Annotated in this window: 21 protein-coding genes; 10 read left to right on the top strand and 11 right to left on the bottom strand. The window is 67.0% G+C overall.

Annotation, left to right across the window (positions count from 1 at the left end; translation table 11 throughout):
- Positions 1-14: 14 nt before the first annotated feature.
- Positions 15-566: an adenine phosphoribosyltransferase gene (locus ACZLZQ_RS10890; RefSeq protein WP_472949383.1), complete on the bottom strand. Its 552-nt coding sequence runs from the start codon at positions 564-566 to the stop codon at positions 15-17.
- 267 nt (positions 567-833) lie between these two features.
- Here ACZLZQ_RS10890 and ACZLZQ_RS10885 point away from each other — a divergent pair, with 267 nt between their 5' ends.
- Positions 834-1,163: a BLUF domain-containing protein gene (locus tag ACZLZQ_RS10885; protein ID WP_472949382.1), complete on the top strand. Its 330-nt coding sequence runs from the start codon at positions 834-836 to the stop codon at positions 1,161-1,163.
- A gap of 156 nt (positions 1,164-1,319) precedes the next feature.
- On the opposite strand, the gene ACZLZQ_RS10880 is transcribed toward ACZLZQ_RS10885, so the two are convergent.
- From ACZLZQ_RS10880 to ACZLZQ_RS10860, 5 genes are all read right to left on the bottom strand, one after another.
- Positions 1,320-2,120: a cytochrome c1 gene (locus ACZLZQ_RS10880; protein ID WP_472949904.1), complete on the bottom strand. Its 801-nt coding sequence runs from the start codon at positions 2,118-2,120 to the stop codon at positions 1,320-1,322.
- A gap of 234 nt (positions 2,121-2,354) precedes the next feature.
- Entirely contained in the window at positions 2,355-3,650 is a 1,296-nt protein-coding gene (locus tag ACZLZQ_RS10875) for a cytochrome b (protein WP_472949381.1), read from the bottom strand.
- An 18-nt stretch (positions 3,651-3,668) separates the two neighbouring features.
- Positions 3,669-4,229 carry a ubiquinol-cytochrome c reductase iron-sulfur subunit gene (gene petA / locus ACZLZQ_RS10870; protein WP_472933008.1) on the bottom strand — a complete coding sequence of 187 codons (561 nt, stop codon included), beginning with the start codon at positions 4,227-4,229 and terminating at the stop codon, positions 3,669-3,671.
- A gap of 267 nt (positions 4,230-4,496) precedes the next feature.
- Positions 4,497-6,377: an ABC transporter ATP-binding protein gene (locus ACZLZQ_RS10865; RefSeq protein WP_472949380.1), complete on the bottom strand. Its 1,881-nt coding sequence runs from the start codon at positions 6,375-6,377 to the stop codon at positions 4,497-4,499.
- The gene (locus ACZLZQ_RS10860; RefSeq protein ID WP_472949379.1) at positions 6,374-8,254 is read right to left on the bottom strand and encodes an ABC transporter ATP-binding protein; all 1,881 of its coding nucleotides are present in this window, start codon (positions 8,252-8,254) and stop codon (positions 6,374-6,376) included. Before ACZLZQ_RS10860 ends, ACZLZQ_RS10865 begins: the two co-directional genes overlap by 4 nt.
- Positions 8,255-8,405: 151 nt before the next feature.
- On the opposite strand from ACZLZQ_RS10860, the gene ACZLZQ_RS10855 reads away from it, so the two are divergent.
- From ACZLZQ_RS10855 to ACZLZQ_RS10845, 3 genes are all read left to right on the top strand, one after another.
- A complete protein-coding gene (locus tag ACZLZQ_RS10855) occupies positions 8,406-8,879 on the top strand; it encodes a tRNA (cytidine(34)-2'-O)-methyltransferase (RefSeq protein WP_472949378.1) in 474 nt (157 codons plus the stop codon).
- A 79-nt stretch (positions 8,880-8,958) separates the two neighbouring features.
- Entirely contained in the window at positions 8,959-10,242 is a 1,284-nt protein-coding gene (locus tag ACZLZQ_RS10850) for a BtaA family protein (RefSeq protein ID WP_472949377.1), read from the top strand.
- Positions 10,239-10,892 carry a class I SAM-dependent methyltransferase gene (locus ACZLZQ_RS10845; RefSeq protein WP_472949376.1) on the top strand — a complete coding sequence of 218 codons (654 nt, stop codon included), beginning with the start codon at positions 10,239-10,241 and terminating at the stop codon, positions 10,890-10,892. Before ACZLZQ_RS10850 ends, ACZLZQ_RS10845 begins: the two co-directional genes overlap by 4 nt.
- A 76-nt stretch (positions 10,893-10,968) precedes the next feature.
- Here the strand turns inward: ACZLZQ_RS10845 and ACZLZQ_RS10840 are convergent, their stop codons facing one another.
- Entirely contained in the window at positions 10,969-11,220 is a 252-nt protein-coding gene (locus ACZLZQ_RS10840; protein ID WP_472933020.1) for a hypothetical protein, read from the bottom strand.
- Between the two features lie 216 nt (positions 11,221-11,436).
- Between ACZLZQ_RS10840 and hemF the strand changes: the two genes are divergently transcribed.
- Positions 11,437-12,342, top strand: a complete 906-nt coding sequence (gene hemF / locus ACZLZQ_RS10835; RefSeq protein ID WP_472933022.1) for an oxygen-dependent coproporphyrinogen oxidase — start codon at positions 11,437-11,439, stop codon at positions 12,340-12,342.
- A gap of 239 nt (positions 12,343-12,581) precedes the next feature.
- Here the strand turns inward: hemF and ACZLZQ_RS10830 are convergent, their stop codons facing one another.
- Positions 12,582-12,746: a hypothetical protein gene (locus ACZLZQ_RS10830; RefSeq protein ID WP_472949375.1), complete on the bottom strand. Its 165-nt coding sequence runs from the start codon at positions 12,744-12,746 to the stop codon at positions 12,582-12,584.
- 370 nt (positions 12,747-13,116) lie between these two features.
- Between ACZLZQ_RS10830 and ACZLZQ_RS10825 the strand changes: the two genes are divergently transcribed.
- Positions 13,117-13,293 carry a DUF1059 domain-containing protein gene (locus tag ACZLZQ_RS10825; protein ID WP_472933026.1) on the top strand — a complete coding sequence of 59 codons (177 nt, stop codon included), beginning with the start codon at positions 13,117-13,119 and terminating at the stop codon, positions 13,291-13,293.
- A gap of 105 nt (positions 13,294-13,398) precedes the next feature.
- Here the strand turns inward: ACZLZQ_RS10825 and ACZLZQ_RS10820 are convergent, their stop codons facing one another.
- Genes ACZLZQ_RS10820 through ACZLZQ_RS10810 form a run of 3 tightly spaced genes read right to left on the bottom strand, consistent with a single transcriptional unit; the run spans position 13,399 to position 15,919 of the window.
- Positions 13,399-14,649, bottom strand: a complete 1,251-nt coding sequence (locus tag ACZLZQ_RS10820; RefSeq protein ID WP_472949374.1) for a CCA tRNA nucleotidyltransferase — start codon at positions 14,647-14,649, stop codon at positions 13,399-13,401.
- Entirely contained in the window at positions 14,646-15,275 is a 630-nt protein-coding gene (locus ACZLZQ_RS10815; RefSeq protein WP_472949373.1) for a CoA pyrophosphatase, read from the bottom strand. The genes ACZLZQ_RS10820 and ACZLZQ_RS10815 overlap by 4 nt, the downstream gene beginning before the upstream one ends.
- Positions 15,272-15,919, bottom strand: a complete 648-nt coding sequence (locus tag ACZLZQ_RS10810; protein ID WP_472949372.1) for a DUF1285 domain-containing protein — start codon at positions 15,917-15,919, stop codon at positions 15,272-15,274. Before ACZLZQ_RS10810 ends, ACZLZQ_RS10815 begins: the two co-directional genes overlap by 4 nt.
- Before the next feature lie 159 nt (positions 15,920-16,078).
- On the opposite strand from ACZLZQ_RS10810, the gene ACZLZQ_RS10805 reads away from it, so the two are divergent.
- From ACZLZQ_RS10805 to ACZLZQ_RS10790, 4 genes are read left to right on the top strand one after another with little or no spacing between them, the layout of a single operon-like run.
- The gene (locus ACZLZQ_RS10805; protein ID WP_472933151.1) at positions 16,079-17,089 is read left to right on the top strand and encodes an AAA family ATPase; all 1,011 of its coding nucleotides are present in this window, start codon (positions 16,079-16,081) and stop codon (positions 17,087-17,089) included.
- Positions 17,090-17,093: 4 nt separating this feature from the next.
- On the top strand, positions 17,094-18,011 hold the full coding sequence (locus ACZLZQ_RS10800; RefSeq protein ID WP_472949371.1) for a DUF58 domain-containing protein: 918 nt from the start codon (positions 17,094-17,096) through the stop codon (positions 18,009-18,011).
- A complete protein-coding gene (locus ACZLZQ_RS10795) occupies positions 18,008-20,890 on the top strand; it encodes a DUF4159 domain-containing protein (protein ID WP_472949370.1) in 2,883 nt (960 codons plus the stop codon). Before ACZLZQ_RS10800 ends, ACZLZQ_RS10795 begins: the two co-directional genes overlap by 4 nt.
- The gene (locus tag ACZLZQ_RS10790) at positions 20,887-22,965 is read left to right on the top strand and encodes a hypothetical protein (protein ID WP_472949369.1); all 2,079 of its coding nucleotides are present in this window, start codon (positions 20,887-20,889) and stop codon (positions 22,963-22,965) included. Before ACZLZQ_RS10795 ends, ACZLZQ_RS10790 begins: the two co-directional genes overlap by 4 nt.
- Positions 22,966-22,986 lie beyond the last annotated feature (21 nt).

Genomic DNA, 22,986 nt, shown 5'->3' with positions numbered 1-22,986 from the left:
CGGCCTTTCCCGCCCTAGTGGCCAGCGTAGGCAAGCAGGCTGTGGACCTCGACGCCGAGCGCTTCGATGCGCCGGGTGCCGCCGAGTTCGGGCAGATCGATGACGAAGGCGGCACCCACGATCTCGGCACCCAGCTGCCGCAACAGCTGGATGGCTGCGTCGGCCGTGCCGCCGGTGGCGATGATGTCGTCGGCGACCAGCACGCGCTCGCCGGGCATGATGGCGTCGGCATGCATCTCGATGGCGTCGACCCCGTATTCCAGCGCGTACTCCACGCTGACGGTGGCATGGGGCAGCTTGCCCCGCTTGCGGATCGGCACGAAGCCCGCCCCGAGCACCAACGCCATCGCCCCGCCAAGGATGAAGCCCCGCGCTTCGATGCCCGCGACCTTGCCGATCCGCGCCTCCCGATACGGCTCGCAGAGACGCTCGACCGACTGGCGAAAGGCTTCGGCGTCCGAGAGCAGCGTGGTGATGTCGCGGAACTGGATGCCGGGCTTGGGATAGTCGGGAATGGTGCGGATGGCAGCCGCAAGGGGATCCGGCGTGATCGTGGCAGAGCTCATGCGATGGCGTCCTGTTGCGTCTGGCGACAGATCGACCGGCGCCCGACGGTGCTTCAATCGCGATACCCCCGCCGCGGTCAAGCGCAATCGTTCGCGCCGATCCAATGGCGGTTAGCGTACAGGGCTGTGTGGCCGGATCGTTTCCCGCAACATCTCCGTCGGAACATGCGACTGTCCGATCTCGACCATGCCGCAAAGACGCAGTGCCACATGCTTTACGCGCCCCACCTCTCGGTGCCGCTTGGCTGCCACGGGAAGGGAACTGCGATGTATCTGCGTCTGACCTATGCGAGCATCATCGTCGACGGCATCGACGGCCGCCAGGAATTCAGCGACATCACCGACCATGCCGAGATCCGCAACCGGGAATTATCAATCGGCGGCGTCCTCGCCTTCGACGGACTCCAGTTTCTGCAGATCCTCGAGGGGGACCGAAAGTCGGTCGAGGCCCTCTATGAGCGCATTGGTGCCGACCCGCGCCATCACGGTGTCGTCTGCCTTCGCACGACGCTGACCGATGTCCGGCATTTCGACTACTGGGGCATGCGCCGCCAGCCGGCGATCGAGATGCTGATGCTGTCGCAGCATCTCGCCTAGGGCGCCCTGCATCCGACAGGTTCCAGCGAATGCGCCTTGCCCTCCAGATTGCCGGTGCCTCGCTGTAGTTGAAACTCACTTCGTCTGGGGATGCCGGGTCCTACAAACGAAAAGAGGGGCCCAAAGGCCCCTCTTCCGTCAGCGATGCCGGTACGTTCAGTGCGGTGTCGAGGCCCAGACGCGGCGCTTCACCAGGAAGAGCAGCACCGAGAACACCACCAGGAAGAGCAGCACGACGAGGCCGGTCTGCTTACGGGTGACGAGGTGCGGTTCGGCGGTCCACATCAGGAAGGCCGAGACGTCCCGCGAATACTGGTCGAGCGTCTGCGGCGTCCCGTCGTCATAGGTCACCTGATCGTCCGAGATCGGCTGCGGCATGGCGAGCGCCGGACCCGCGATGAAGTGCGGGTTGTAGTAGGTCCCGTCCTGGATCGTGATCCCGGCCGGCGGCTCCTTGCCATAGCCTGTCAGCAGGCCGTGCACGTAGTCCGGACCACCCTCGGCGTACTGCGACCACGGGAAGATGTCGAGGACGAAGCGCGGGAAGCCCCGCTCGACGGCCCGTGCCTTCGCCATCAGCGACAGATCCGGCGGCGCGGCACCGTTGTTGGCGGCGGCGGCAGCCTCGTGGTTCGGATAGGGCGACGGGAAATAGTCCGACGGAATACCAGGACGCTCGACGAGCTCGCCGTCAGAGTTCGGGTTAGGATCCGTGACGGTGTATTCCGCGGCGAACGCCTTCACCTGGTCGACGTTGTAGCCGAGCTCGCCGAGATCGCGGAAGGCGACGAGGTTCATCGAATGGCAGGCCGAGCAGACCTCCTTGTAAACCTTCAGGCCGCGCTGCAGCTGCCCGATGTCCCACTTGCCGAAGGGGCCGGCGAAGGTCCAGTCCATCTCCGGCGGATGCTCGAGCGGGTAGTGCGGCGTCGCGTGCTCGCCCGCCCCTTCCGCCATCGGCGGAGCGGCACCGCCCGTGCCGGTGTCGGCGGCAGCGCCGGGCGCCGGCGACTCGGGCGACGAGGACGTCGGCTCAGCCGCAGCGCCGGCAGGCGCAGCAGCAGGTGCAGCGGCGGCAGGCGCCGCCGGTGCGGCGGTGTCCTGGGCGAAGGCTCCCGGCGCGAAGAACACGCTGGCAGCGAAGGCGGCAGTCAGAAGCTTGTTCATCTTGATCGATCCTGACGTCACCGTTCAGCCCTTCTTTTCGGGCGAAGCCACAGCACCGGGGGGCATCGAACGCCCACCATGCTTTGCCAGGATCGCATCGGTGATCGAGGCCGGGAGCTTCTTCGGGGTCTCGATGAGGCCCAGCACCGGCAAGACGATCAGGAAGTGGCCGAAATAGTAGATCGTGCCGATGAGCGCGAGGGTCGGATAGACACCTTCCGCCGGACGCGAGCCGAGCCAGCCGAGGATCACGGCGTTCACCGCGAAGATCCAAAAGAAGATCTTGTACATCGGGCGGTAGGAGGTCGACCGGACGCGGCTGGTATCGAGCCAAGGCACGAAGAACAACACGATGATCGAGCCGAACATCACGAGCACGCCGCCGAGCTTGGAGTCGATCGGACCGATGTCGAAGGTGATGGCGCGGAGCATGGCGTAGAACGGCAGGAAGTACCATTCCGGCACGATGTGCGCGGGCGTCTTCAGCGAGTCGGCCTGAATGTAGTTGTCGGGATGGCCCATGTAGTTGGGCAGGAAGAAGACGAAGTAGACGAACACCGCGAGGAACACGGCCATCGCGAGGCCGTCCTTGATGGTGGCGTGCGGGGTGAACGGCACGGTGTCCTTCGAGGTCTTGATCTCGACGCCGGTCGGGTTGGTCTGGCCGGTCACATGCAGCGCCCAGACGTGCAGGATGACGACGCCGGCGATCATGAACGGCAGCAGGTAGTGCAGCGAGAAGAAGCGGTTGAGCGTGGCGTTGTCGACTGCGAAGCCGCCGAGCAGCAGCTGTTGGATCGGCTGACCGATACCGGGGAAGGCGGTGAAGAAGCCGGTGATGACCGTCGCACCCCAGAAGCTCATCTGCCCCCAGGGCAGGACGTAGCCCATGAAGGCAGTGGCCATCATCAGGAGGAAGATGATCACGCCAAGGATCCACAGAACCTCACGCGGCTGCTTGTAGGAGCCGTAATAGAGGCCGCGGAAGATGTGGATGTAGACGGCGATGAAGAAGAACGAGGCGCCGTTGGCGTGCATGTAGCGCAGCATCCAGCCCCAGTTCACGTCGCGCACGATCTTCTCGACCGACACGAAGGCGAGGCCTGAATTGGCGGCGTAGTGCATCGCCAGGACGACGCCCGTCAGGATCTGAAGGCCGAGGAAAAGCGCCAGGATGCCGCCGAAGGCATAGGCGTAGTTGAGATTGCGCGGCACCGGGAAGGCGACGAAGGAATCGTACATAAGACGCGGCAGCGGAAGCCGCGCGTCTAGCCAGCGCATGACGCCGTTTTCCGGCACGTAGGAAGAATGACCACTCATTGAAACGTTCCCCCCAGATCAGCCGATGCGCACGGTCGTGTCGGATATGAATGCAAATGGCGGAATCGCCATGTTCTCCGGCGCCGGGCCCGAGCGGATGCGACCCGCCGTGTCGTAAGTCGAGCCGTGGCACGGGCAGAACCAGCCGTCGTAAGAACCGGACTGGCCGAGCGGAATGCAGCCGAGATGGGTGCACACGCCGACCATCACCAGCCACTGCTCCTTGCCGGCGGCGGCGCGGTTGGCGTCGCTGGCATCGGCATCGGAGGGAAGGTTGGCATTGCGCGAGACCGGATCCTTGAGATCGGCCATCGTGACGTTCTTGCCGTCCTCGACCTCCTTGGCGGTGCGCTGGCGAATGAACACCGGCTTGCCGCGCCACTTGGCAGTGATCGACTGGCCCTCGGCCACCTGGCTGACATCGACCTCGATCTCGGCGAGCGCCAGCGTTCCGGCGTCCGGGTTCATCTGGTCGATGAAGGGCCAGACGGCGAGCCCGGCGCCCACGACGCCGACGGCGCCGGTCGCGATATAGAGAAAGTCCCGCCGGGTCGGTGCGGTTGTATCGTTAGCGCTCACGAACGGGGGCTCCTTCATCGAATTCGTCAGTCCCTGGACGGCTTACTGGGAGAATTCTCGTCTCGTCCACGCCCGATTCTGCCGGTTTCAGCGGTCAAAATCACGCCATGGTTTTGGAGGCGTTCTAGGCAGAAGGACTGGCCTTGTCCAGACGGGAAGCCCGTTGAACGGCAACGTGTCGCGGTTTCGCCGTGCATTCGTCGAAACTTCGCTCGAATGTTGCGCCAGAGACGCGGATCGGGCGCGCCGTTCAGCCGATCTCGGCCTTTACTGCGCCGCCTCGCTGTCGAGGAAGCCCCCGGACTGCCGCGCCCAGAGATCGGCATAGAGGCCGCCGCTGCGGATCAGTTCCTCGTGCGTCCCCTCCTGCACGATCCGCCCCTCGTCGAGGACGATTAACCGGTCCAGCGCGGCGATGGTCGACAGCCGGTGGGCGATGGCGATGACCGTCTTGCCCTCCATCATGGCCGAAAGATTCTCCTGGATCGCCGCCTCGACCTCCGAGTCCAGCGCCGACGTCGCCTCATCCAGCACCAGGATCGGCGCGTTCTTCAGGAGAACGCGGGCAATCGCAATGCGCTGGCGCTGGCCGCCAGACAGCTTGATGCCGCGCTCGCCGACATGGGCGTCGTAGCCGGCGCGGCCAGCCGGATCGCGCAGGCCCGGAATGAAGCCCTCGGCATTCGCCCGTGCCGCCGCCGACAGCACCTCGTCCTCGTCGGCATCGGGCCGGCCATAGGCAATGTTGTCGCGGATCGAGCGGTGAAGCAGCGAGGTATCCTGCGTCACGACGCCGATGTGTTCGCGCAAGGAGGCCTGCGTCACGCCGGCAATGTCGACGCCGTCGATGAGGATGCGGCCGTCCTCGACGTCGTAGAGCCGCAGCAAAAGGTTGACGAGCGTCGTCTTGCCCGCCCCCGAACGGCCGACCAGCCCGACCTTCTCGCCGGCAGCGATGGTCAGCGAAAGCTGATCGATGACGCCGGAACCCTTGCCATAGTGGAAGACGACGTCGTCGAAGCGGATCTCGCCGCGGGGCACCGCCAGATCCCCCGCATCCGGCCGGTCGACGAGGCCCGGCAGCTTGGTGACGGTCGCGACCGCGTCCTGGATGGTGCCGTAGTTGCGCACCAGACCGTTGATGTTGAACATCATCCAGCCCGACATCTGGTTGAGCCGCAGCACCAGCCCGAGCGCGGTGGCAACGCCGCCCGCGCTGACGCTGCCGGCCTGCCAGGCAAGGACGGCGAGCGTTCCGATGGCGGTCATCATTACACCGTTCAGCACGGCGACGGCGGTGCGCACAGAGGTCAGCGCGCGCGTCAACCGGCGTACCGAGCCGAGGAACAGGCGGAAGCCGTCCTTGACGAAAGCATCCTCGTTGCGGGCGCTGTCGAAGAGTTTGACGGAGAGGATGTTTGTGAAGCTGTCGACCACCCGGCCCGAGACCACCGAACGGGCGTCAGCGGTCGCGCGGCCGTAGCGGCGGATCTTCGGCAGGAGGGTGCGCACGATCCAGACATAGCCGAGCGACCAGAACACCAGCACCACCGCCATCCACGGGTCGAGCGCACCGAGGATGGTGACGGACAGGATGACGAAGGTGACGAAGGACCAGAAGGTCTGCAGCGTGGTGATGATGAAGTCGCCAGTCGCCTCGCCGACCTGCTGGACCTTCTGGGCGATGCGGCCTGCGAAATCGTTCTGGAAGAACGTGTAGGGCTGCTCCATCAGGCGCCGATAGGCTTGCCACCTGACGCGGTTGTAGAAGCTCGGCGAAATCACCTGCTCTTCCAGCACCGACGCGACGAAGAGGATCAGCGAGCGGCCGATGAGCGTGATGAAGGCCAGCCAGAACAGCAGCCAGCCGTGATCGGCGATGAGCGTTGCCGGCGTCGAGGTCGACAGCGCATCGATGACCCAGCCGACACCGGTATAGAGCACGGCCTCGACGCCACCGGTCAGTCCGCCGGTCACCAGCAGGCCGAGGAACGGCCACTTCGCCTGCTTGGCGAAGTGCCAGATGAAGCGGTTGGTTTCCGCCGGCAACGGCGAGAGCTGGCCGATCCGGCGCGTCTCGGCCGCATCGTCATTATCGGCGAAAGGCTCGATGACGTTCTCGAAGCGCTGCAGGAACCGGTCCATCATCGAGACGCCGACGCCTCCTTTGCCGCGTCGCTGCCGACGTCGATGAAGCCGCCGACCTGCCGGTTCCACAGCTGGGAATAGAGCCCGCCCGTCGCCAACAGCTCGGTATGGCTGCCCTCCTCGACGATCCGGCCCTGGTCGAGCACGATCAGCCGGTCGAGCGCGGCGATGGTGGACAGGCGGTGGGCGACGGCGATGACGGTCTTGCCCTCCATCAGCTTGTAGAGATTCTCGGCGATCGCGGCCTCGACCTCGGAGTCCAGCGCCGAGGTCGCCTCGTCGAGAAGCAGGATCGGCGCGTCCTTCAGCATGACGCGGGCGATGGCGATGCGCTGGCGCTGGCCGCCGGACAGCTTGACGCCGCGCTCGCCGACCTCCGCGTCTAGCCCATGACGCCCGTCGATGTCGGACAGGCGCTCGATGAAGCCGACAGCTTCCGCCCGCTCTATCGCCCGGCGCACATCGGCTTCGCTTGCGTCCGGCCGGCCGTAAAGGATGTTCTCGCGGATCGAGCGGTGCAGCAGCGAGGTATCTTGCGTCACCATGCCGATCTGGCTGCGGAGCGATGCCTGCGTCACGCCGGCAATGTCCTGACCGTCGATGAGGATGCGGCCGGTCGGCAGGTCGTAGAAACGCAGCATCAGGTTGAGCAGCGTCGTCTTGCCCGCGCCCGAACGGCCGACGAGGCCGATCTTCTCGCCCGGCCGGATGGTCAAGGTGAAGCCGTCGACGACGGGCCCGGCCTGGCGATGCGGCTTGTCCGAGCCATAGTGGAAGCTGACATTCTCGAACCGCACCTCGCCGCGGTCGACCACGAGCGGCTTGGCCGCCGACCTGTCCTCCAGCGCCACGGGCAAGGTGAAGGTCGAGATGCCGTCGCGGATGGTGCCGATGTTCTCGAAAAGCGCCGAGACCTCCCACATGATCCACTGCGACATGCCGTTGAGGCGCAGCACCAGTCCGACGCCGACCGCGATGGCGCCGACCGAAATGAACTCGCCAAGCCAGAGCCAGATGCCGAGCCCGCCGACGCCGAGCAGCAGCATGGAGTTGAGGAGGTAAAGGCAGGTGAAGAAGGCGTTGATCAGCCGGGCCTGGCCGTAGGCGGTGCCGAGAAAGCCGGTCATCGAATCACGGGCGTGGTCGGCCTCGCGCCGGGTGTGAGCAAACAGCTTCACGGTGCCGATGTTGGCGTAGGCATCGACGATGCGGCCAGTCATCTCGGCGCGGGCGTTCGCCTGGCTCATCGCCACGGTCATCAGCCGCGGAATGAAGTAGCGCAGCATCAAGATGTAGAGAACCAGCCAGGTGGCGAAGGGGATCACCAGGACCAGGTCGGCACTGGCAATGAGGAAGACGATGCCGGTGAAATAAACGGCGACGTAGAGCAACACGTCGATCGACTTGACGATCGTCTCGCGCAGCGCGATCGCCGTCTGCATCAGCTTGGTCGAGATGCGGCCGGCGAACTCGTCCTGGAAGAAACCGAGCGACTGGTCGAGCAGCCAGTTGTGCACGATCCAGCGAAACCGCATCGGGAAATTGCCAAACATCGCTTGGAAGCCGACGAGGGATTCGAGGAACACGAGGCCCGGCAAGGCGATCGCGATGATGAAGGCCATGCAGGCAAGCTTCCAGCCCTGGTCGGCGAGGAACGTTTCGCGGGAGGTGGCCGACAGCCAGTCGACGATCTGGCCGAGGAAGCCGAACAGCGACACCTCGATGATCGAGACGATCGACGTCAGCACCGCCAGCGCCAGCAGGAGCGGCCAGACCGGGCGGGCATAGTGCCAGATGAAGCGCGGCAGGCTGGAGGGCGGATTGCCCATTCGCTCGGGCGGGAACGGATCGACGAGCCGCTCGAAGAAAGAGAACATGCGGAAATTTCCTGATCGGCACGGACGGGGGCGCAAGGCACGCCCGTGATCGGGGGCTGTCGGGCCGGGCTAGGCTGCTGATATAGGAGCGCGTCCGCCGACGTCACCGAAAACCGTCATCACGTCGGCAATACTTCCCCATTGGATCCGCATGGCCCTGACGCTCGCCCTCTACCAACCCGACATTGCCGGCAATACCGGCGCCGTCCTCCGGCTCGGCGCCTGCCTCGGCGTCGACGTGTCGATCATCGAGCCGACCGGCTTCGACATGTCCGACCGCGCCCTGAAGCGCTCCGGCATGGACTATCTCTCGATGGTGTCGCTCACCCGCCACGTCGATTTCAAGGCGTTCGAGCGCTGGCGGGCCGAGACCGGGCGGCGGCTGGTGCTGTTCACCACCGCCGGCGCCGCGTCCTACACCGACATCGCCTACCTCCCCGACGACATCCTCATGTTCGGCCGCGAGAGCGCCGGCGTGCCGGAAGCGGTGCACGGCGTCGCCGACCTCCGCGCCACGATCCCGATGGTCCCCGGTGCGCGCTCCCTCAATCTCGCGGTCTCGGCGGGCATGGCGGCCGGCGAGGCCTTGCGGCAGGTGCGGATGGGCTCGCACGGCGTGACATAAAACTGTTAGCCGACGGGGCTAGTGAGGTCCCGTCGGAAGCCGCGAGTCGCGCTCCGCGCCATCTTCGGGAGGCTTCCGCATGCCAAGACCTCAGGCGATCGACCTTGCGCAAGATCTCAGCCCTCGGCTCGGCACCAGCGCGGTTATCGACCGGCGGCCGGCGGCGAAGATCCGCACGGCGGTGCACCGGGCGCGAGCCTGGTCGAAGGAGGGCCTCCTCGAGCGCGCCTTCACCACGCTGTTCAGTGGGCTCGTCTACCCGCAGATCTGGGAAGACCCAGTGGTCGATCTTGCCGCGCTCGAGCTCGGGCCGGACAAGCGGATGATCACCATCGCCTCCGGCGGCTGCAACGTGATCTCCTACCTCACCGCCGATCCCCGGGAGATCATCGCCGTCGATCTCAACGCCCACCACGTGGCGCTGACCCGGCTGAAGCTGGCCGGCGCCAAGCATTTTCCAAACTACGCCACCTATTTCCGCTTCTTCGGACGGGCGAACGACAGCGCGAACATCCAAGCCTACCGCAGCTTCCTGCGCGACAGGCTCGACCCCGTCACCGCCGCCTACTGGAACCACCGCGACCTGATGGGCCGGCCGCGTGTGCGGCTGTTTGCCGAGAACATCTACCGGCACGGCGTGCTCGGCCGCTTCATCAAGCTCGGCCATGTCGGCGCGCGGCTCTCGGGGGTCAAACTCCAGCCGCTGACCGAAATGCGCGGTCTCGCCGAGCAGCAGGCCTATTTCGATGAGGTGATTGCACCGCTGTTCGAGAAGAAGTCGGTGCGCTGGCTGACCTCGCTGAAGGCGTCCCTCTTCGGCCTCGGCATCCCGCCGGCGCAATACGATGCGCTGGCCGGCGGCGACGAAATGGCGGACGTGTTGAAGCAGCGGCTGGAAAAGCTGATCTGCGGCTTCCGGATCGAGGACAACTACTTCACGCATCAGGCGCTCGGCCGCGCCTATGCCGCCGGCGATGCCGGCCCGCTGCCACTCTACCTCCAGAGCGCGCATTTCGATGCCATCGCCGCCCGCACCGACCGCGTCTCGGTCGTCCGGCAGTCCTTTACCGAGCGGCTGGCGGAGGAACCGGCCGAAAGCCTCGACGGCTACGTTCTTCTCGACGCGCAGGACTGGATGACGGATGTGCAGCTGAATGCGCTCTGGCGCGAGATCCTGCGCACCGCGAGACCCGGTGCGCGGGTGATCTTCCGCACCGCCGGCGAGCCGAGCATCCTGCCCGGCCGGGTGGACGACGCGATCCTCTCGCGTTGGGACTATCGCCGCGACGAGTCCGAAGCCTACTGCCGGGCCGACCGCTCGGCGATCTACGGCGGTTTCCACCTCTACGTCCGCCAGGCATGAGCCGCGTCGCCGGCGGCCATTCCGCGCTGATGGATGCGGTCTACCGCCGGCAGCGGCACATCTACGATGCCACCCGCAAGTATTACCTCCTCGGCCGCGACCGGCTGATCGAAGAGCTGGCGCCGCCGGCGGGCGGCACGGCGCTCGAGGTCGGCTGCGGCACCGGCCGCAACCTGATCCTCGCCGCACGCCGATATCCGGCGGCGCGGTTCCACGGCATCGACATCTCCGAGGCGATGCTGGCGACGGCCCGGGCGAATGTCGCGCGGGCCGGCCTCAGCGACAGGATCACCCTCGCGCAAGGCGACGCAACGGCGTTCGATCCCACGGCGCTGTTCGGGCGGCAGGCGTTCGACCGGGTCTTCATCTCCTACGCCTTGTCGATGATCCCGGAGTGGCCGGCCGCCATCACCGCCGCTGTCGCCGCGACCGGCGATGGCGGGCGCCTGCATGTGGTCGATTTCGGCCAGCAGGAGCGCTTGCCGCCGGCGGCCCGCCGGATCCTCCAGGCCTGGCTGCGGCAATTTCACGTGACGCCTCGGCCGGATCTTTTGGAAGTGCTTCGGGATGCAGCGACGGTTGTCGGAGCGGATCTCGTCCAGGCCCCGGTTTTCCGCGGCTACGCCTGGCTTTTCACCCTTCGCCGCTGAGATGACTGTCGCACGGGCACCCGAGAAGTGTCTGAGCTGCGAGGGGCAGACGCAGGGCCCAAGCCGGTCCGCAAATCTAATCGGCGGTCGGCAGGCGGCGCATGGTGAACTCGACCTCGTCGCCGGGCAGCAAGCGCCAGCTCTCGACCGAGGTCCAGTAGGCGGCCTTGGGATAGCGGTCGAACCATTCGCGCGCCTTGGTCCGGGCCGCATCGCGCGGCAGCGTGTAGGTCTCGCGAACGAAGCTGCCCGTGCCGGATGCCTGGCGGCGCCGGTTCTCTTGGAGCTGTCGGGCAAGGCCATCCAGCGGCGGGCGGGGAAAGCTCATGGCGCGCATTCACTCATTACACGTCTACGGCAGAAGAATAGCGCTGGCGCCGGAATATTGCGAATCGAAATCGGTGGCTGCGGCCTCCCCGCTCGGCTCGGCGGTCTTCCGCCCGCCGGCGCTTCCTGTTAGGCGCTTGGGTCGGTAAATTCGACGGGATGCCGGCCGCACAGCGGACAAGGCAGAGGCCGGTTCGAGACGCTTGAGGAACAGACGATGGAACGTCCCCAGTTGCCGGAAGGCCTGCCCGAGAACATCGAGGCCAAGAAGCAAGCCGCGCGCGAATGGTTCGAGACGCTGCGGGACAAGATCTGCGAGGGCTTCGAGGCGCTCGAGGACGCCTTCGTGCCCGAGGGCGAGACGGCCGGGCGTTTCGTTCGGACGCCCTGGGCCCGCAAGGAAGACGGCGGCGGCGGCGTAATGTCGATGATGCATGGCTCCCTCTTCGAAAAGGTCGGCGTCCACACCTCGACGGTGCATGGCGAGTTCTCGCCGGAGTTCCGCAGCCAGATCCCCGGCGCTGAGGAGGACCCAAGCTTCTGGGCCTCCGGCATCTCGCTGATCGCCCACATGCGCAATCCCAATGTGCCGGCGGTGCACATGAACACCCGCATGGTCGTCACCTCCAGCCAGTGGTTTGGCGGCGGCGCCGACCTGACACCGACGCTGGACCGCCGGCGGACGCAGGAGGACCCGGATACGCGCGCCTTCCACAAGGCAATGCAGTTCGTCTGCGACCGGCACAACGGCGTCGCCGACTATCCCACCTACAAACAGTGGTGCGACGAATACTTCTTCCTGCCGCACCGCAACGAGGCCCGTGGCGTCGGTGGCATCTTCTACGACTGGCTGCATTCGTCGGAAGAGAAGGGTGGCTGGGATGCCGACTTCGCCTTCACGCGTGATGTCGGCAAGGCCTTCCTCGTCGCCTACTCGCACATCGTCAAACAGAATGCCGGACTGCCGTATACCGAGGAAGACCGCGACGAGCAGCTGGTCCGCCGCGGGCGCTATGTCGAGTACAACCTGCTCTATGACCGGGGCACGACCTTCGGGCTGAAAACTGGCGGTAACGTCGATTCCATCCTCTCCTCAATGCCGCCCCTGGTGAAGTGGCCCTGACCCAATCGTTAGTCGCGACCGAAGTTTAACGTCGGATATAACCCCGACTTCACGCGCCGCCGGCTGGCTTCAATCGATTTTATGCCGGCGGGCCGAATTGACACGCCTCTGGTGCGGACGGATAACTAAAATTACTTCGGCGCCTTCTAAGTCCGAGTATTTCTAGTTATTTCCTCGCATCAGGATCTCTCCATGTCAGCGATATCTTGCCCTGTCTGCAGCGGCACTGCTGCAGATCTTTACGACACTCCGGATGCCGGGATTTGTTGCAGTTGCGAAGACTGCGGCAGCTTCGTCATCTCCGAAGCCAGCGCCATCTCGCTCGGGCGATACAGCGGACCGATGCGCCGGGGCCTGCTGAGCGCCGCGATCCAGCGCACGCCGGTCGGCGCCTTGCCGATCATCTCTCACGTCGACTGACGCTACCCCTCACTCCGGCGCGCAAGGTCTTGAACGCAAAGGCTTAGCCCACGTTGAAGCGCCATGCCTTCGACGCGGGCGCCAGCGACACCAAGCGTTCATGGCGTTCGGCGTTCTCGAACGCATCTTCTCAGCATGGCCCTGCGCTGAAACCGCCGAAATTTCGGTTTGACCAAAAGCATATTCCGCTTAGCTTCAGGCTTAAATAATCTTTTTAGACTTATCCCGTCCAATGCCTTCTTTTCATGGGGTTGCTTAGGGGCGCCGCAATTAGTTCTTGTCTATGGCTGGAACAATTGCGTATGCCATGGCTTCTAGGCATGGCACGTTGCCGAGCCTATGGGAGGAAACGCAATGTACGAACTGAATTGCGCTGGTGTAATTCCAGGGTGCGAGCGGATCATTCGGGCCGAGAGCCCCGCCGAAGTTATCCGTCGCGCTGTCATGCAAGCCCGCCAGCTGGGCGTCGACCGGATCACACCGTCGATGATGGACAGCTTCCGCGCCGGGACACAGGAACTGCGGAACTGAACACCCGATCCTGCGAGCAAGCCTGATCACAGTGCAAGGCGGGCCGAAAGGCCCGCTTTTTTTGTTTCCGCGCCAGGGTCCTCGTCTTTTGGAACTTGCCCGCGGCTAGGTTTTCAACTGTCCGAGCAGCTTCTCGCGAGAGAGCATGAAGCCGCTTTCCACCCAGGCAAGCTTCAGGGCCTGCAAAGCGGCGCCCAGTTCCTTGCCGGGGGTCATGCCCAAAGCCTGCAAATCGGCGCCGCTCACCGGAAAAGCCGGTGGGTCGAAGCTTTCTGCCGTCTTCAGAAGGCGCGCATAGCTAGACGTTGCACCCGCCGCATCGAGCCCCTTGGCAGCCGAAACGGCCAGTTGCTGACGCAGCCGGTCGACGACCCCGCCCCGCTCCGCGAAGTAGAGTTTGAGTCGGAACGCGGTCTCCGTCTGATCGCCGGGAATGGGTCCCGTCTCGGCAAAGGCGTTGAGTCGGTCGCGGTCGATGTTGGAGAGCTTCAGCCTCGCCGACAGCTCGGCAAGGCGTGGCGCATCCGGCGGAACGATGCATTCCAGCCGCAGCAGCGGGTCGGCGGGCCAGCCGTTCAGCTGTTCCGCCGCCATGAGCCCGTGAATGCCGTCGATCCCCCAGCGTTCGCTCTCCGGCAGGATCAAGGTGAGGACGCCCGTCTGGCGCATCCAGAGCAAGGCGCGGGACGGGTCGGGGGCGGAAAGCAGCTTGCGCAACTCGCCCCAGACGCGTTCGGCAGAGAGTTGCGCGAGGCCTCCCTTCAGGCGCGTCGACGCCCGCAGGCCGTCGCTGTCCGGCCGTCCCTCGCCATACCAGGCGAAGAAGCGGAAGAAGCGCAGGATGCGCAGATAGTCCTCCTCGATCCGCGCGGCGGCATCGCCGATGAACCGCAGCGTCTGGCGCTCGATATCGGCGAGACCACCGACGAGATCGACGACCTCTCCGTCGGCGTCGCAGTAGAGCGCGTTGATCGTAAAGTCGCGCCGCTCGGCGTCGGCCTGCCAGTCGCGGCCGAAAGCGACGACGGCGTGCCGGCCATTGGTCTCGACGTCGCGGCGCAGCGTGGTGACCTCGAAGGGCCGGCGGTTGGCGATCACCGTCACCGTGCCATGCTCGATGCCGGTCGGCACCGTCTTGAAACCGGCCGCAGCGGCACGCGCGATGGTCACCGCGGGCACGCAGGTCGTCGCGATGTCGATGTCGGAGACCGCCTTGCCGAGGATGGTGTTGCGGATGGCGCCGCCGACGACCCGCGCCAGCTCCTCCTCGCCACCGGCATCACCCGGACCGGAGAGCGCTGCGAGCAAGCGTTGCAGGTCGGCGTCGCGGAGCCAATCGGCGTCGATCCGTGTCATGCGTAGAGCCTTTCGTAGAGCGTCCGGATGATGCCGGCGGTGACGCCCCAGATGCGGCGATCGCCGAAGGGCATCACGTAGTAGTGCCGTTCCCGGCCCTGCCAGACCCGGCTTTCGCTGAAATGGTTGGCCGCGTCCATCAGGAAATCCAGCGGCACCTCGAAGACGTCGGCCACCTCCTCCGGGTTGGGCGTCAGCGTGAAGCCGGGCCGAACGAGGGCGAGAACCGGGGTGATCCTGAAGCCGGTGCTGGTGGAATAGTGCGGCAGCCGGCCGAGCGGCTCGACGAAACCAGCCTCGAGCCCAATCTCCTCGAAGCTTTCCCGCAACGCCGCCGCCTCCGGCGAGGCATCGCCGGGATCGATCGAGCCACCGGGAAAGGCGATCTGGCCGGCGTGCTGGCGCAGCGTGCTGGCCCGCATCGTCAGGATGACGCCGGCCGAATGCCCGCGATCGACGATCGGCACCAGGACAGCCGCTGCCCGCGCGGAGCGGGTCTCCGCGAGTTGCTGGATGTCCGGATTGAGGACGTGGTCGCCGGCTTCAACCTCCGTCTCACCGCCGCGGAGAACCCGCGCGCGAAAGTCGGCAGCCGTGAAGCCCGAAGCGGACGACCCGCTGGTCATTCCAGAATGCCTGCCGGCAGCACGAAGCGGGCGCCGCCCGAGCGGATAAAGCCGACGCCGTCGTCGCCGTCGTCGCCGGTTTCCACGCAGTCGGCGAGATCGAAGGCGAGCGCGCGCGTCAGCTTCGCCTCCAGCCGGCCGCGAACGAGGACGTAGGGCGTAAAGCCGCCCCCGCTGTCGACGGCGAACCGCAACGGATTGGCCGGGCCAGCTGCGACGATATCGCCCACATTGGTGCGGAGGGAGATCACCGGCTCCTCGCCCTCGGCGTCGCGGCTCATCTCAACGGCGATGAACGGCGCGTCCTCGACGGTGATCGACAGCTTCTCGACCGGCGTCACCAGGTGGGTCGTTCCGTCCGCATCCTTGCGCAGGACGCTCGAGAACAGGCGCACCAGCGCCGGCCGGCCGATCGGGGAACCCTGGTGGGTCCAGGAACCGTCGGCCCGAATCGCCATCTCGCTGTCGCCGCAGTGCGCGGGGTGCCAGGTCTCCACCGGCGGCGCGCCCTTGCCGGCGCGCTCCGCCCGTGCGACCAGCGCGGCAAGGCCCGGCGACACGCTGTTGTGATGGTCGGCGATCTCGGCTCTCCCGTGCTGTCGCAGCTTTACGCGAATGTGGTGGCGCCGCGACGCCGGTTCCATGTCTTATTTTGGCCGGGCTTCCCGGTCACGAGATAGTTGCGTCCTGGCGGCTTGCCAGGATAACGCCCAGCAGATTTCATGGGTCAGCGGCCACACCGGCCGGCACCCTCTTCGCGGCCCATGCCAGCCGTCTGCCAGACAGTGGAGTTCTCCATGACGATGCATGCGCCCCAGGATTCGGTACTCGACGCGGACGGCATCGTCGCCTTGGCCGAACATGCTCTCGCCGACATCGCCCGGGTGAAGGAATCGGTCGGACGCGTCATCTTCGGCCAGGAGAGCGTCGTCGAGCAGACGATCATCGCGATCCTCGCCGGTGGCCATGCCCTCCTGGTCGGCGTTCCCGGCCTCGCCAAGACCAAGCTCGTCGACACGCTCGGCGTCTCGCTCGGGCTCGACGCGCGCCGCATCCAGTTCACGCCCGACCTGATGCCGTCCGACATCGTCGGCTCGGAGGTGATGGACCAGGACGAGGGCGGCCGCCGGTCCTTCCGCTTCCTGCGCGGCCCGGTCTTCGCGCAACTGCTGATGGCCGACGAGATCAACCGCGCCTCGCCGCGCACCCAGTCGGCGCTGCTGCAGTCCATGCAGGAATACCACGTCACCGTCGCGGGCGTGCGCCACGACCTGCCGGCGCCGTTCCACGTGCTGGCGACGCAGAACCCGCTGGAGCAGGAGGGCACCTATCCCCTGCCCGAGGCGCAGCTCGACCGCTTCCTGATGCAGGTCGACGTGCTCTATCCCGACATCGATGCCGAGCGCCGGATCCTCACCGCCACGACCGGCGCGATGGAGGACAAGGCGATCCCGGTGCTGACGGCCGAGCGCCTGCGGGAGATCCAGCTCCTGGTGCGGCGCATGCCGGTCCCCGAGAGCGTGGTGGAAGCGATCCTCCACTTGGTGCGGTCCGCCCGTCCCGGCCACGGCAACAAGGAGGCCGACGCCCATATCGCCTGGGGCCCCGGCCCCCGCGCCAGCCAGGCGCTGATGACCTGCGTGCGCGCCCGCGCGCTCTACGAAGGGCGCCTCGCGCCCTCGGTGGACGACGTGATGGCGCTGGCGGAGCCGATCCTGCAGCACCGCATGGCGCTGAACTTTTCGGCCCGCGCCGAGGGGATGACGGTGCGCGACGTCGTCGCCGCCCTAAAGCGCGACGCAGCGAAGGGCTAAGCGATTGACCATCGGCCAGACGGTCGACCTCACCGGTTCCGCCGATGCGCTGACGCGCGCCCGCCAGCGGGCGGCCCTGATGCCCGACCTCCTGGTCGAGGCACGGCGCGTTGTCGCCACCGTCATCGCCGGCTGGCATGGCCGCCGCCGCCGCGGCATCGGCGAGAACTTTTGGCAGTTCCGGCCCTTCGTCGAAGGCGAGCAGGTGTCGCGCATCGACTGGCGCCGCTCGGCCCGAGACGACAGCCTCTACCTTCGCGACCAAGAATGGGAGGCGGCGCAGACCGTCTGGCTTTGGGCCGACCCCTCCCCGTCCATGCTCTACCGCTCCGATGCCGCCGCGGTATCGAAGGAGTCGCGCGCGCTCGTTCTGGTGCTGGCGCTGGCCGACCTTCTCTCCGGCTCGGGCGAGCGGATCGGCTATCCCGGTGTGATCGACCCGATCTCGGCCCGGAACGGCGCCGAGCGGATTGCCGCAGCGCTCGTCAGCGATCGTCCCGCCGGCTTTCCGCCGGACGACCGGCTGAAACGCTTCAGCGAGGTCGTACTCGTCAGCGATTTTCTTGATCCACTTGAAGAACTGCTCGGGCAGATCGACCGCATCGCCCGGCGCGGCATCCGCGGGCACCTCGTCGCCATCGCTGATCCCGCCGAGGAGACCTTTCCCTATGCTGGTCGCACCGAGTTCCGCGACCCCGAGACCGGCGCAAAGCTCACCGCCGGCCGGGCAGAACTGTTGCGCGCGGACTATGAGCGGCTCTACCGAGCGCGGCGCGAGACGATCGGCGAGCACTGCCGCCGGCTTGGCTGGAGCTTCATCCCGCATAGGACGGACCGGCTGGCCTCCGAGGCTCTGGTCGCGGTGCACAGCCGGCTGAGCGGCATGCCGCAGGCCGTGGCCAAGCGCGGGGTCCCGGCATGATCGGCGGTCTAAGCTTCGGCGCGCCGCTGGTGCTGTTCGGCCTCCTGGCGCTGCCGGTGATCTGGTGGCTCCTGAAGCTGACCCCGCCCCGGCCGCAGACCGAACCCTTTCCGCCGCTAAAAATCCTCGCCGAGGTTCTGAAGCACCAGGAAACGCCGGCGAAGAGCCCGTGGTGGCTGACGCTGCTGCGGCTGCTGCTGGCCGCGCTGATCATTCTGGCGCTGGCAGCGCCCGTGCTGAACCCGCGCGAAGGCCTCCTGTCCGGCAGTGGCCCGCTCGCCGTGATGATCGACAATGGCTGGGCGAGCGGCGCCAACTGGGAAGCCCAGCGCGATGCCGCCGAGGCCCTCGTGCAGGACGCCGCGAATGCCGGCCGCCCCGTTTCGCTCGCCTTCACGGCCGACGGCCCGACCGACGATGCGACGCCCGTCGAGGCCGCCACCGCGCTCGAGCGCATCGCGGCCGCCACGCCCCGTCCGATCCCGACCGACCGTCCCGCCGCCGTCGCCCGCCTGACGACAGCCCTCGCCGGCAACCCGCCGGGCTCGGTCGCGCTCCTCAGCGATGGCATCGACAGCGACGGCGCCCCCGCCGCACTGACCGCGCTCGGTAGCCTCGGCGCCGGACAGACGATCTACTACCGCCCGGAAATCGCGGGTCTCGTCGGCCTGACGCGGACCGAGAACGCCACCGACGCGCTGGTGATCCAAGGCGTGCGGCCCGAAGCTGGCGCTGCCGCCTCGTTCGCGCTGCGGGCCGTCGATGCGCAAGGACGTGCGATCGGCACCGCCGCCTTGGCCTTCGCCGCCGATGCCACCACCGGCGAAGCGCGCTTCACCATTCCCGTTGAGCTGCGCAACGACATCGCCCGCCTCGAGCTCGACGGCGCGACGACGGCCGGCTCGGTGCGGCTCGTCGACGACAGTTTCCGGCGGCGCCGTGTCGGCCTCGTGTCCGGAGAGGCGGCCGACGCCGCGCAACCGCTGCTGTCGCCGCTCTACTACATCAGCCGGGCCCTCGAGCCCTTCGCTGACGTGGTCCGCGCGGACAGTGCCGATCTCGGCACCGCCATCCCCGCGATGATCGCCCGTAAGCCTTCCGTTATCGTTCTTGCCGACATCGGCGTCATGCCCGCGGCAGCGCGGACGGCGCTGACCGAGTTCGTCAACAAGGGCGGCTTCCTGCTGCGCTTTGCCGGCCCTCGGCTGGCGGCGACCACCGGCGAAGATACGCTGGTGCCGGTGCGGCTGCGCAGCGGCGAGCGTCAGCTTGGCGGCGCCCTGTCCTGGGCGCAGCCGCAGAAGATCGCGCCGCTGACGCCGACGAGCCCGCTGGCCGGCATCGCCATCGGCGAGGACGTCACCGTCTCCCGCCAGATCCTCGCCGAGCCCTCCGTCGACCTGGCCGACCGCACCTGGGCGAGCCTTGCCGACGGCACGCCGCTGATCACCGCCGGCCCGGTGGGCGCCGGCACGATCGTGCTGTTCCACGTCACCGCCGAGGCGACCTGGTCGAACCTGCCGATCTCCGGCGCCTTCGTCGACATGCTCCGCCGCATCGTCACGCTGTCGCGCTCCACCGGCCCGGCAGCAGTCGGCGGCACGCCGGGCGAGGCCACCACAGCTGCGCAGAGCCTTCCACCCTACAGGTTGATGGACGCACAGGGGCGGCTCGCCGCGCCTGGCCCCGACGCCGAGCCGTTGACCATCGCCGCGGACGCGACACCTTCCGTTTCGCGCCGCAACCCGCCGGGCCTCTACGGCACCGAGGAAGGATACGCCGCCTTGAACCTTCTCGCGCCCGACGCCGTGCTGCGGCCGCTGGCGGAAAGCGACTTCGGCGTGCCGCTGGTGCAGCGCGGCTATGCCCGTGCCGACACGCTCGATCTGACCCCCTGGCTTCTGGCCGCCGCTCTCGCGCTGTTTGCCGTGGATGCGTTGGCTCTCTTGTGGCTGAACGGTGTCATCTCACGGCTCGGCCGATGGGGCGCCAGACGGCGGGGCACGGTTGCGCCCGCGATCGCGGTGCTTGCTTTCGGCCTCGCCTTGGGTCTTGGCGGCACCGGCAAGGTCGTCGCACAGGAACAGAATGCCCCACCGGCCGCGCGCTCCGCTGACGATGCCGAGCGTGCGAAAGCCGCGATCGCTGCGACCGAGACGACACACCTTGCCTATGTCGAGACGGGTGACGGCAGCGCCGACGAGATCTCACGCCGCGGCCTCGACGGACTGTCGCAGTTCATCGCCGCCAAGACTGCGCTGGAGCCGGGGCCGGCCGTCGGCGTCGACATCGCCCGCGACGAACTCGCCTTCTATCCCATCCTCTACTGGCCGATCGATGCAGCGGCGGCCATGCCGGACGCGGCCGCCGTCAGCCGGGTCGACGCCTACATGAAGCAAGGCGGCACAGTGCTCTTCGACGTGAAGGACGACGATCTCTCGTCGCTGACCTCCACCACCGTATCGCCCGGACAGCGCCGCCTGCGCAACATCCTTGCGGATCTCGATATCCCGCCGCTGGAGCCGGTCCCTTCGGACCATGTCCTAACGAAATCCTTCTACATCATGGACGCGTTTCCCGGCCGGCATTCGGGCGGTGAACTCTGGGTCGAGGCGTTGGTGCGCGATCCCAACGCGGAAAGCCGTCCGGCGAACGCCGGTGACGGCGTCTCGTCGATCATGATCACGTCCAACGACATGGCCAGCGCCTGGGCGGTCGATGATGCCGGGCTGTTTCTGTATCCAACCGATTCCAGCGATGCGTCGCAGCGCGAATATGCCTACCGGGCCGGCGTCAACATCGTGATGTATGTCCTCACCGGCAACTACAAGGCCGACCAGGTGCACGTGCCGGCTCTCCTCGAGAGGCTCGGCCAATGACCTGGTCCATCGACTTCGCGCCCTTCTTCTCCTGGACGGTGCTGGCCATTCTCGCGGTCCCGGCGCTGCTGCTGGCGCTCGCGCTCGTCTTCGCAAAATTGCGCGGCTCGCTCCTGCGCGTCGTCGCCATCGCGGCGCTGATGCTGGCGCTGCTGAACCCGGTCGTGCTGCGAGAGGAGCGCGACCCGCTAAAGAGCGTCGTCGCGCTTGTGGTCGACGACAGCCAGAGCCAGACCATCGGCCAGCGAACCGCCGAGACGACGGCTGCGGTCAAGTCCCTGCAAGAGAGCCTGTCGCGCTTCCCCGAATTTGAGGTCCGGACCGTCAACGCCAAATCCGGGGCCGCCAATGCCGACGACGCGACCACCGCACTGTTCGGCGCGCTCGGATCGGCGCTCTCGGACGTCGCGCCGACTCGGGTCGCCGGCGCCATCATGGTCACCGACGGGCAGATCCACGACATCCCCGCCGCGGCCAGCGCGCTCGGCTTCGATGCCCCGGTGCACGGGCTCGTCACCGGCCGGCCGGACGAGTTCGACCGCCGCATCGAGATCACCACCAGCCCACGCTTCGGCATCGTCGAGCAGGACCAGAAGCTTGCCTACCGCGTCATCGAGGACGGACCGCGGGCATCGGCCACGCCGGTCGAAGTCCGCGTCTTCCTTAACGGCGATCTGATCGGCCGACAGCAGGCGCGGCCGGGCACTTTGGAAAGCTATGACTTCAAACTGCCGCGCGCCGGCAAGAACATCGTCGAGCTCTCGGTCGCCCGCGATCCCGACGAGATCACGCCGATCAACAACCGTGCCATTGCTGTGGTCGACGGCATCCGCGAAAACCTTCGGGTGCTGCTCGTCTCCGGTGAGCCGCACGCCGGCGAGCGGACCTGGCGCAATCTCCTGAAATCCGACGCCTCGGTCGATCTCGTCCACTTCACCATCCTGCGCCCCCCGGAGAAGCAGGACGGCACGCCGATCGACGAACTGTCGCTGATCGCCTTCCCGACGCGCGAGCTGTTCGTCGAGAAGATAGACGATTTCGACCTCATCATCTTCGACCGCTACCAGCAGCGCGGCGTGCTGCCGGCGCTCTACTTCGACTACATCTCGCAATACGTGCAGAACGGCGGCGCGATGCTAATCGCTTCCGGCCCGGAATATGCCGGCGACGACTCGGTCGCTTCGACCTCGCTGGCCTCGATTCTGCCGGCGCTGCCGACCGGCGAGATCGACGAGGTGCCGTTCCGCCCGGCTCTGTCCGACCTCGGCAAAAAGCACCCGGTGACGCGCGACTTGCCGGGCTCCGACCAGACTCCGCCGGCTTGGAGCGAGTGGTTCCGCTCGATCGGCGTCGGCGAGCCGCGCGGCGAGACCGTGATGACCGGCCCCGACAACAAGCCGCTGCTGGTGCTGGAGCGCGCCGGCGAAGGCCGGGTCGCGCTGCTCCTGTCGGACCAGGGCTGGCTCTGGTCACGCGGCTTCGAGGGCGGCGGTCCGCACGTCGCGCTGTTCCGCCGGCTGGCGCACTGGCTGATGAAGGAACCGGAGCTCGACGAGGAAGCGCTGAACGCCGAGGCACGCGGCACGGACCTCATCATCACCCGCCAGACGATCGGCGATGATCCCGGCCCCGCGACGGTCGTGACGCCGTCCGGCAAGGCGGAGCAGGTCCCGCTGACGCGGATCGGCGAGGGCCAGTGGCAAGGGTCGCTGAAGACGGAGGAGCTCGGTCTCTTCCAGGCGGCGAATGGCGAGCTGCGGACGCTGGCGAATGTCGGCCCGGTCAACCCGCGCGAATACCGCGAGGCGGTGTCGACGACAGCCAAACTCCAGCCCATCGCCGACGCGACCCGCGGCAGCGTCCGCCGCATCGCCGCGGACGGCACCGTCGCCGTGCCGCGGATCGTGCCGGTCAGCGGCCGGGCGGATGCGGAGGGGCGCGACTGGATCGGGCTGAAGACGACCGACGAGACCGTGCTGCGCGGTGTCGAGCGGACACCGCTGTTTGCCGGTTTCCTTGGTCTGGCGGTTCTTCTCCTCGCGATCTCCGCAACTTGGTTCCGCGAGGGTCGCTGACCCCCGGCACATTGGAGTGCG

The sequence above is a fragment of the Mesocryomonas lacus genome, from assembly GCF_055730105.2.
This window is presented reverse-complemented; position numbering and strand designations above follow the sequence as displayed.

What these genes read in the sequence shown, in the direction of transcription:
- ACZLZQ_RS10890 (WP_472949383.1), bottom strand. Translation starts at nt 566, where the DNA reads ATGAGCTCTGCCACGATCACGCCGGATCCCCTTGCGGCTGCCATCCGC.
- ACZLZQ_RS10885 (WP_472949382.1), top strand. Translation starts at nt 834, where the DNA reads ATGTATCTGCGTCTGACCTATGCGAGCATCATCGTCGACGGCATCGAC.
- ACZLZQ_RS10880 (WP_472949904.1), bottom strand. Translation starts at nt 2,120, where the DNA reads ATGGCGGAAGGGGCGGGCGAGCACGCGACGCCGCACTACCCGCTCGAG.
- ACZLZQ_RS10875 (WP_472949381.1), bottom strand. Translation starts at nt 3,650, where the DNA reads ATGAGTGGTCATTCTTCCTACGTGCCGGAAAACGGCGTCATGCGCTGG.
- ACZLZQ_RS10865 (WP_472949380.1), bottom strand. Translation starts at nt 6,377, where the DNA reads ATGATGGACCGGTTCCTGCAGCGCTTCGAGAACGTCATCGAGCCTTTC.
- ACZLZQ_RS10860 (WP_472949379.1), bottom strand. Translation starts at nt 8,254, where the DNA reads ATGTTCTCTTTCTTCGAGCGGCTCGTCGATCCGTTCCCGCCCGAGCGA.
- ACZLZQ_RS10855 (WP_472949378.1), top strand. Translation starts at nt 8,406, where the DNA reads ATGGCCCTGACGCTCGCCCTCTACCAACCCGACATTGCCGGCAATACC.
- ACZLZQ_RS10850 (WP_472949377.1), top strand. Translation starts at nt 8,959, where the DNA reads ATGCCAAGACCTCAGGCGATCGACCTTGCGCAAGATCTCAGCCCTCGG.
- ACZLZQ_RS10845 (WP_472949376.1), top strand. Translation starts at nt 10,239, where the DNA reads ATGAGCCGCGTCGCCGGCGGCCATTCCGCGCTGATGGATGCGGTCTAC.
- ACZLZQ_RS10840 (WP_472933020.1), bottom strand. Translation starts at nt 11,220, where the DNA reads ATGAGCTTTCCCCGCCCGCCGCTGGATGGCCTTGCCCGACAGCTCCAA.
- hemF (WP_472933022.1), top strand. Translation starts at nt 11,437, where the DNA reads ATGGAACGTCCCCAGTTGCCGGAAGGCCTGCCCGAGAACATCGAGGCC.
- ACZLZQ_RS10830 (WP_472949375.1), bottom strand. Translation starts at nt 12,746, where the DNA reads ATGATCGGCAAGGCGCCGACCGGCGTGCGCTGGATCGCGGCGCTCAGC.
- ACZLZQ_RS10825 (WP_472933026.1), top strand. Translation starts at nt 13,117, where the DNA reads ATGTACGAACTGAATTGCGCTGGTGTAATTCCAGGGTGCGAGCGGATC.
- ACZLZQ_RS10820 (WP_472949374.1), bottom strand. Translation starts at nt 14,649, where the DNA reads ATGACACGGATCGACGCCGATTGGCTCCGCGACGCCGACCTGCAACGC.
- ACZLZQ_RS10815 (WP_472949373.1), bottom strand. Translation starts at nt 15,275, where the DNA reads ATGACCAGCGGGTCGTCCGCTTCGGGCTTCACGGCTGCCGACTTTCGC.
- ACZLZQ_RS10810 (WP_472949372.1), bottom strand. Translation starts at nt 15,919, where the DNA reads ATGGAACCGGCGTCGCGGCGCCACCACATTCGCGTAAAGCTGCGACAG.
- ACZLZQ_RS10805 (WP_472933151.1), top strand. Translation starts at nt 16,079, where the DNA reads ATGCATGCGCCCCAGGATTCGGTACTCGACGCGGACGGCATCGTCGCC.
- ACZLZQ_RS10795 (WP_472949370.1), top strand. Translation starts at nt 18,008, where the DNA reads ATGATCGGCGGTCTAAGCTTCGGCGCGCCGCTGGTGCTGTTCGGCCTC.
- ACZLZQ_RS10790 (WP_472949369.1), top strand. Translation starts at nt 20,887, where the DNA reads ATGACCTGGTCCATCGACTTCGCGCCCTTCTTCTCCTGGACGGTGCTG.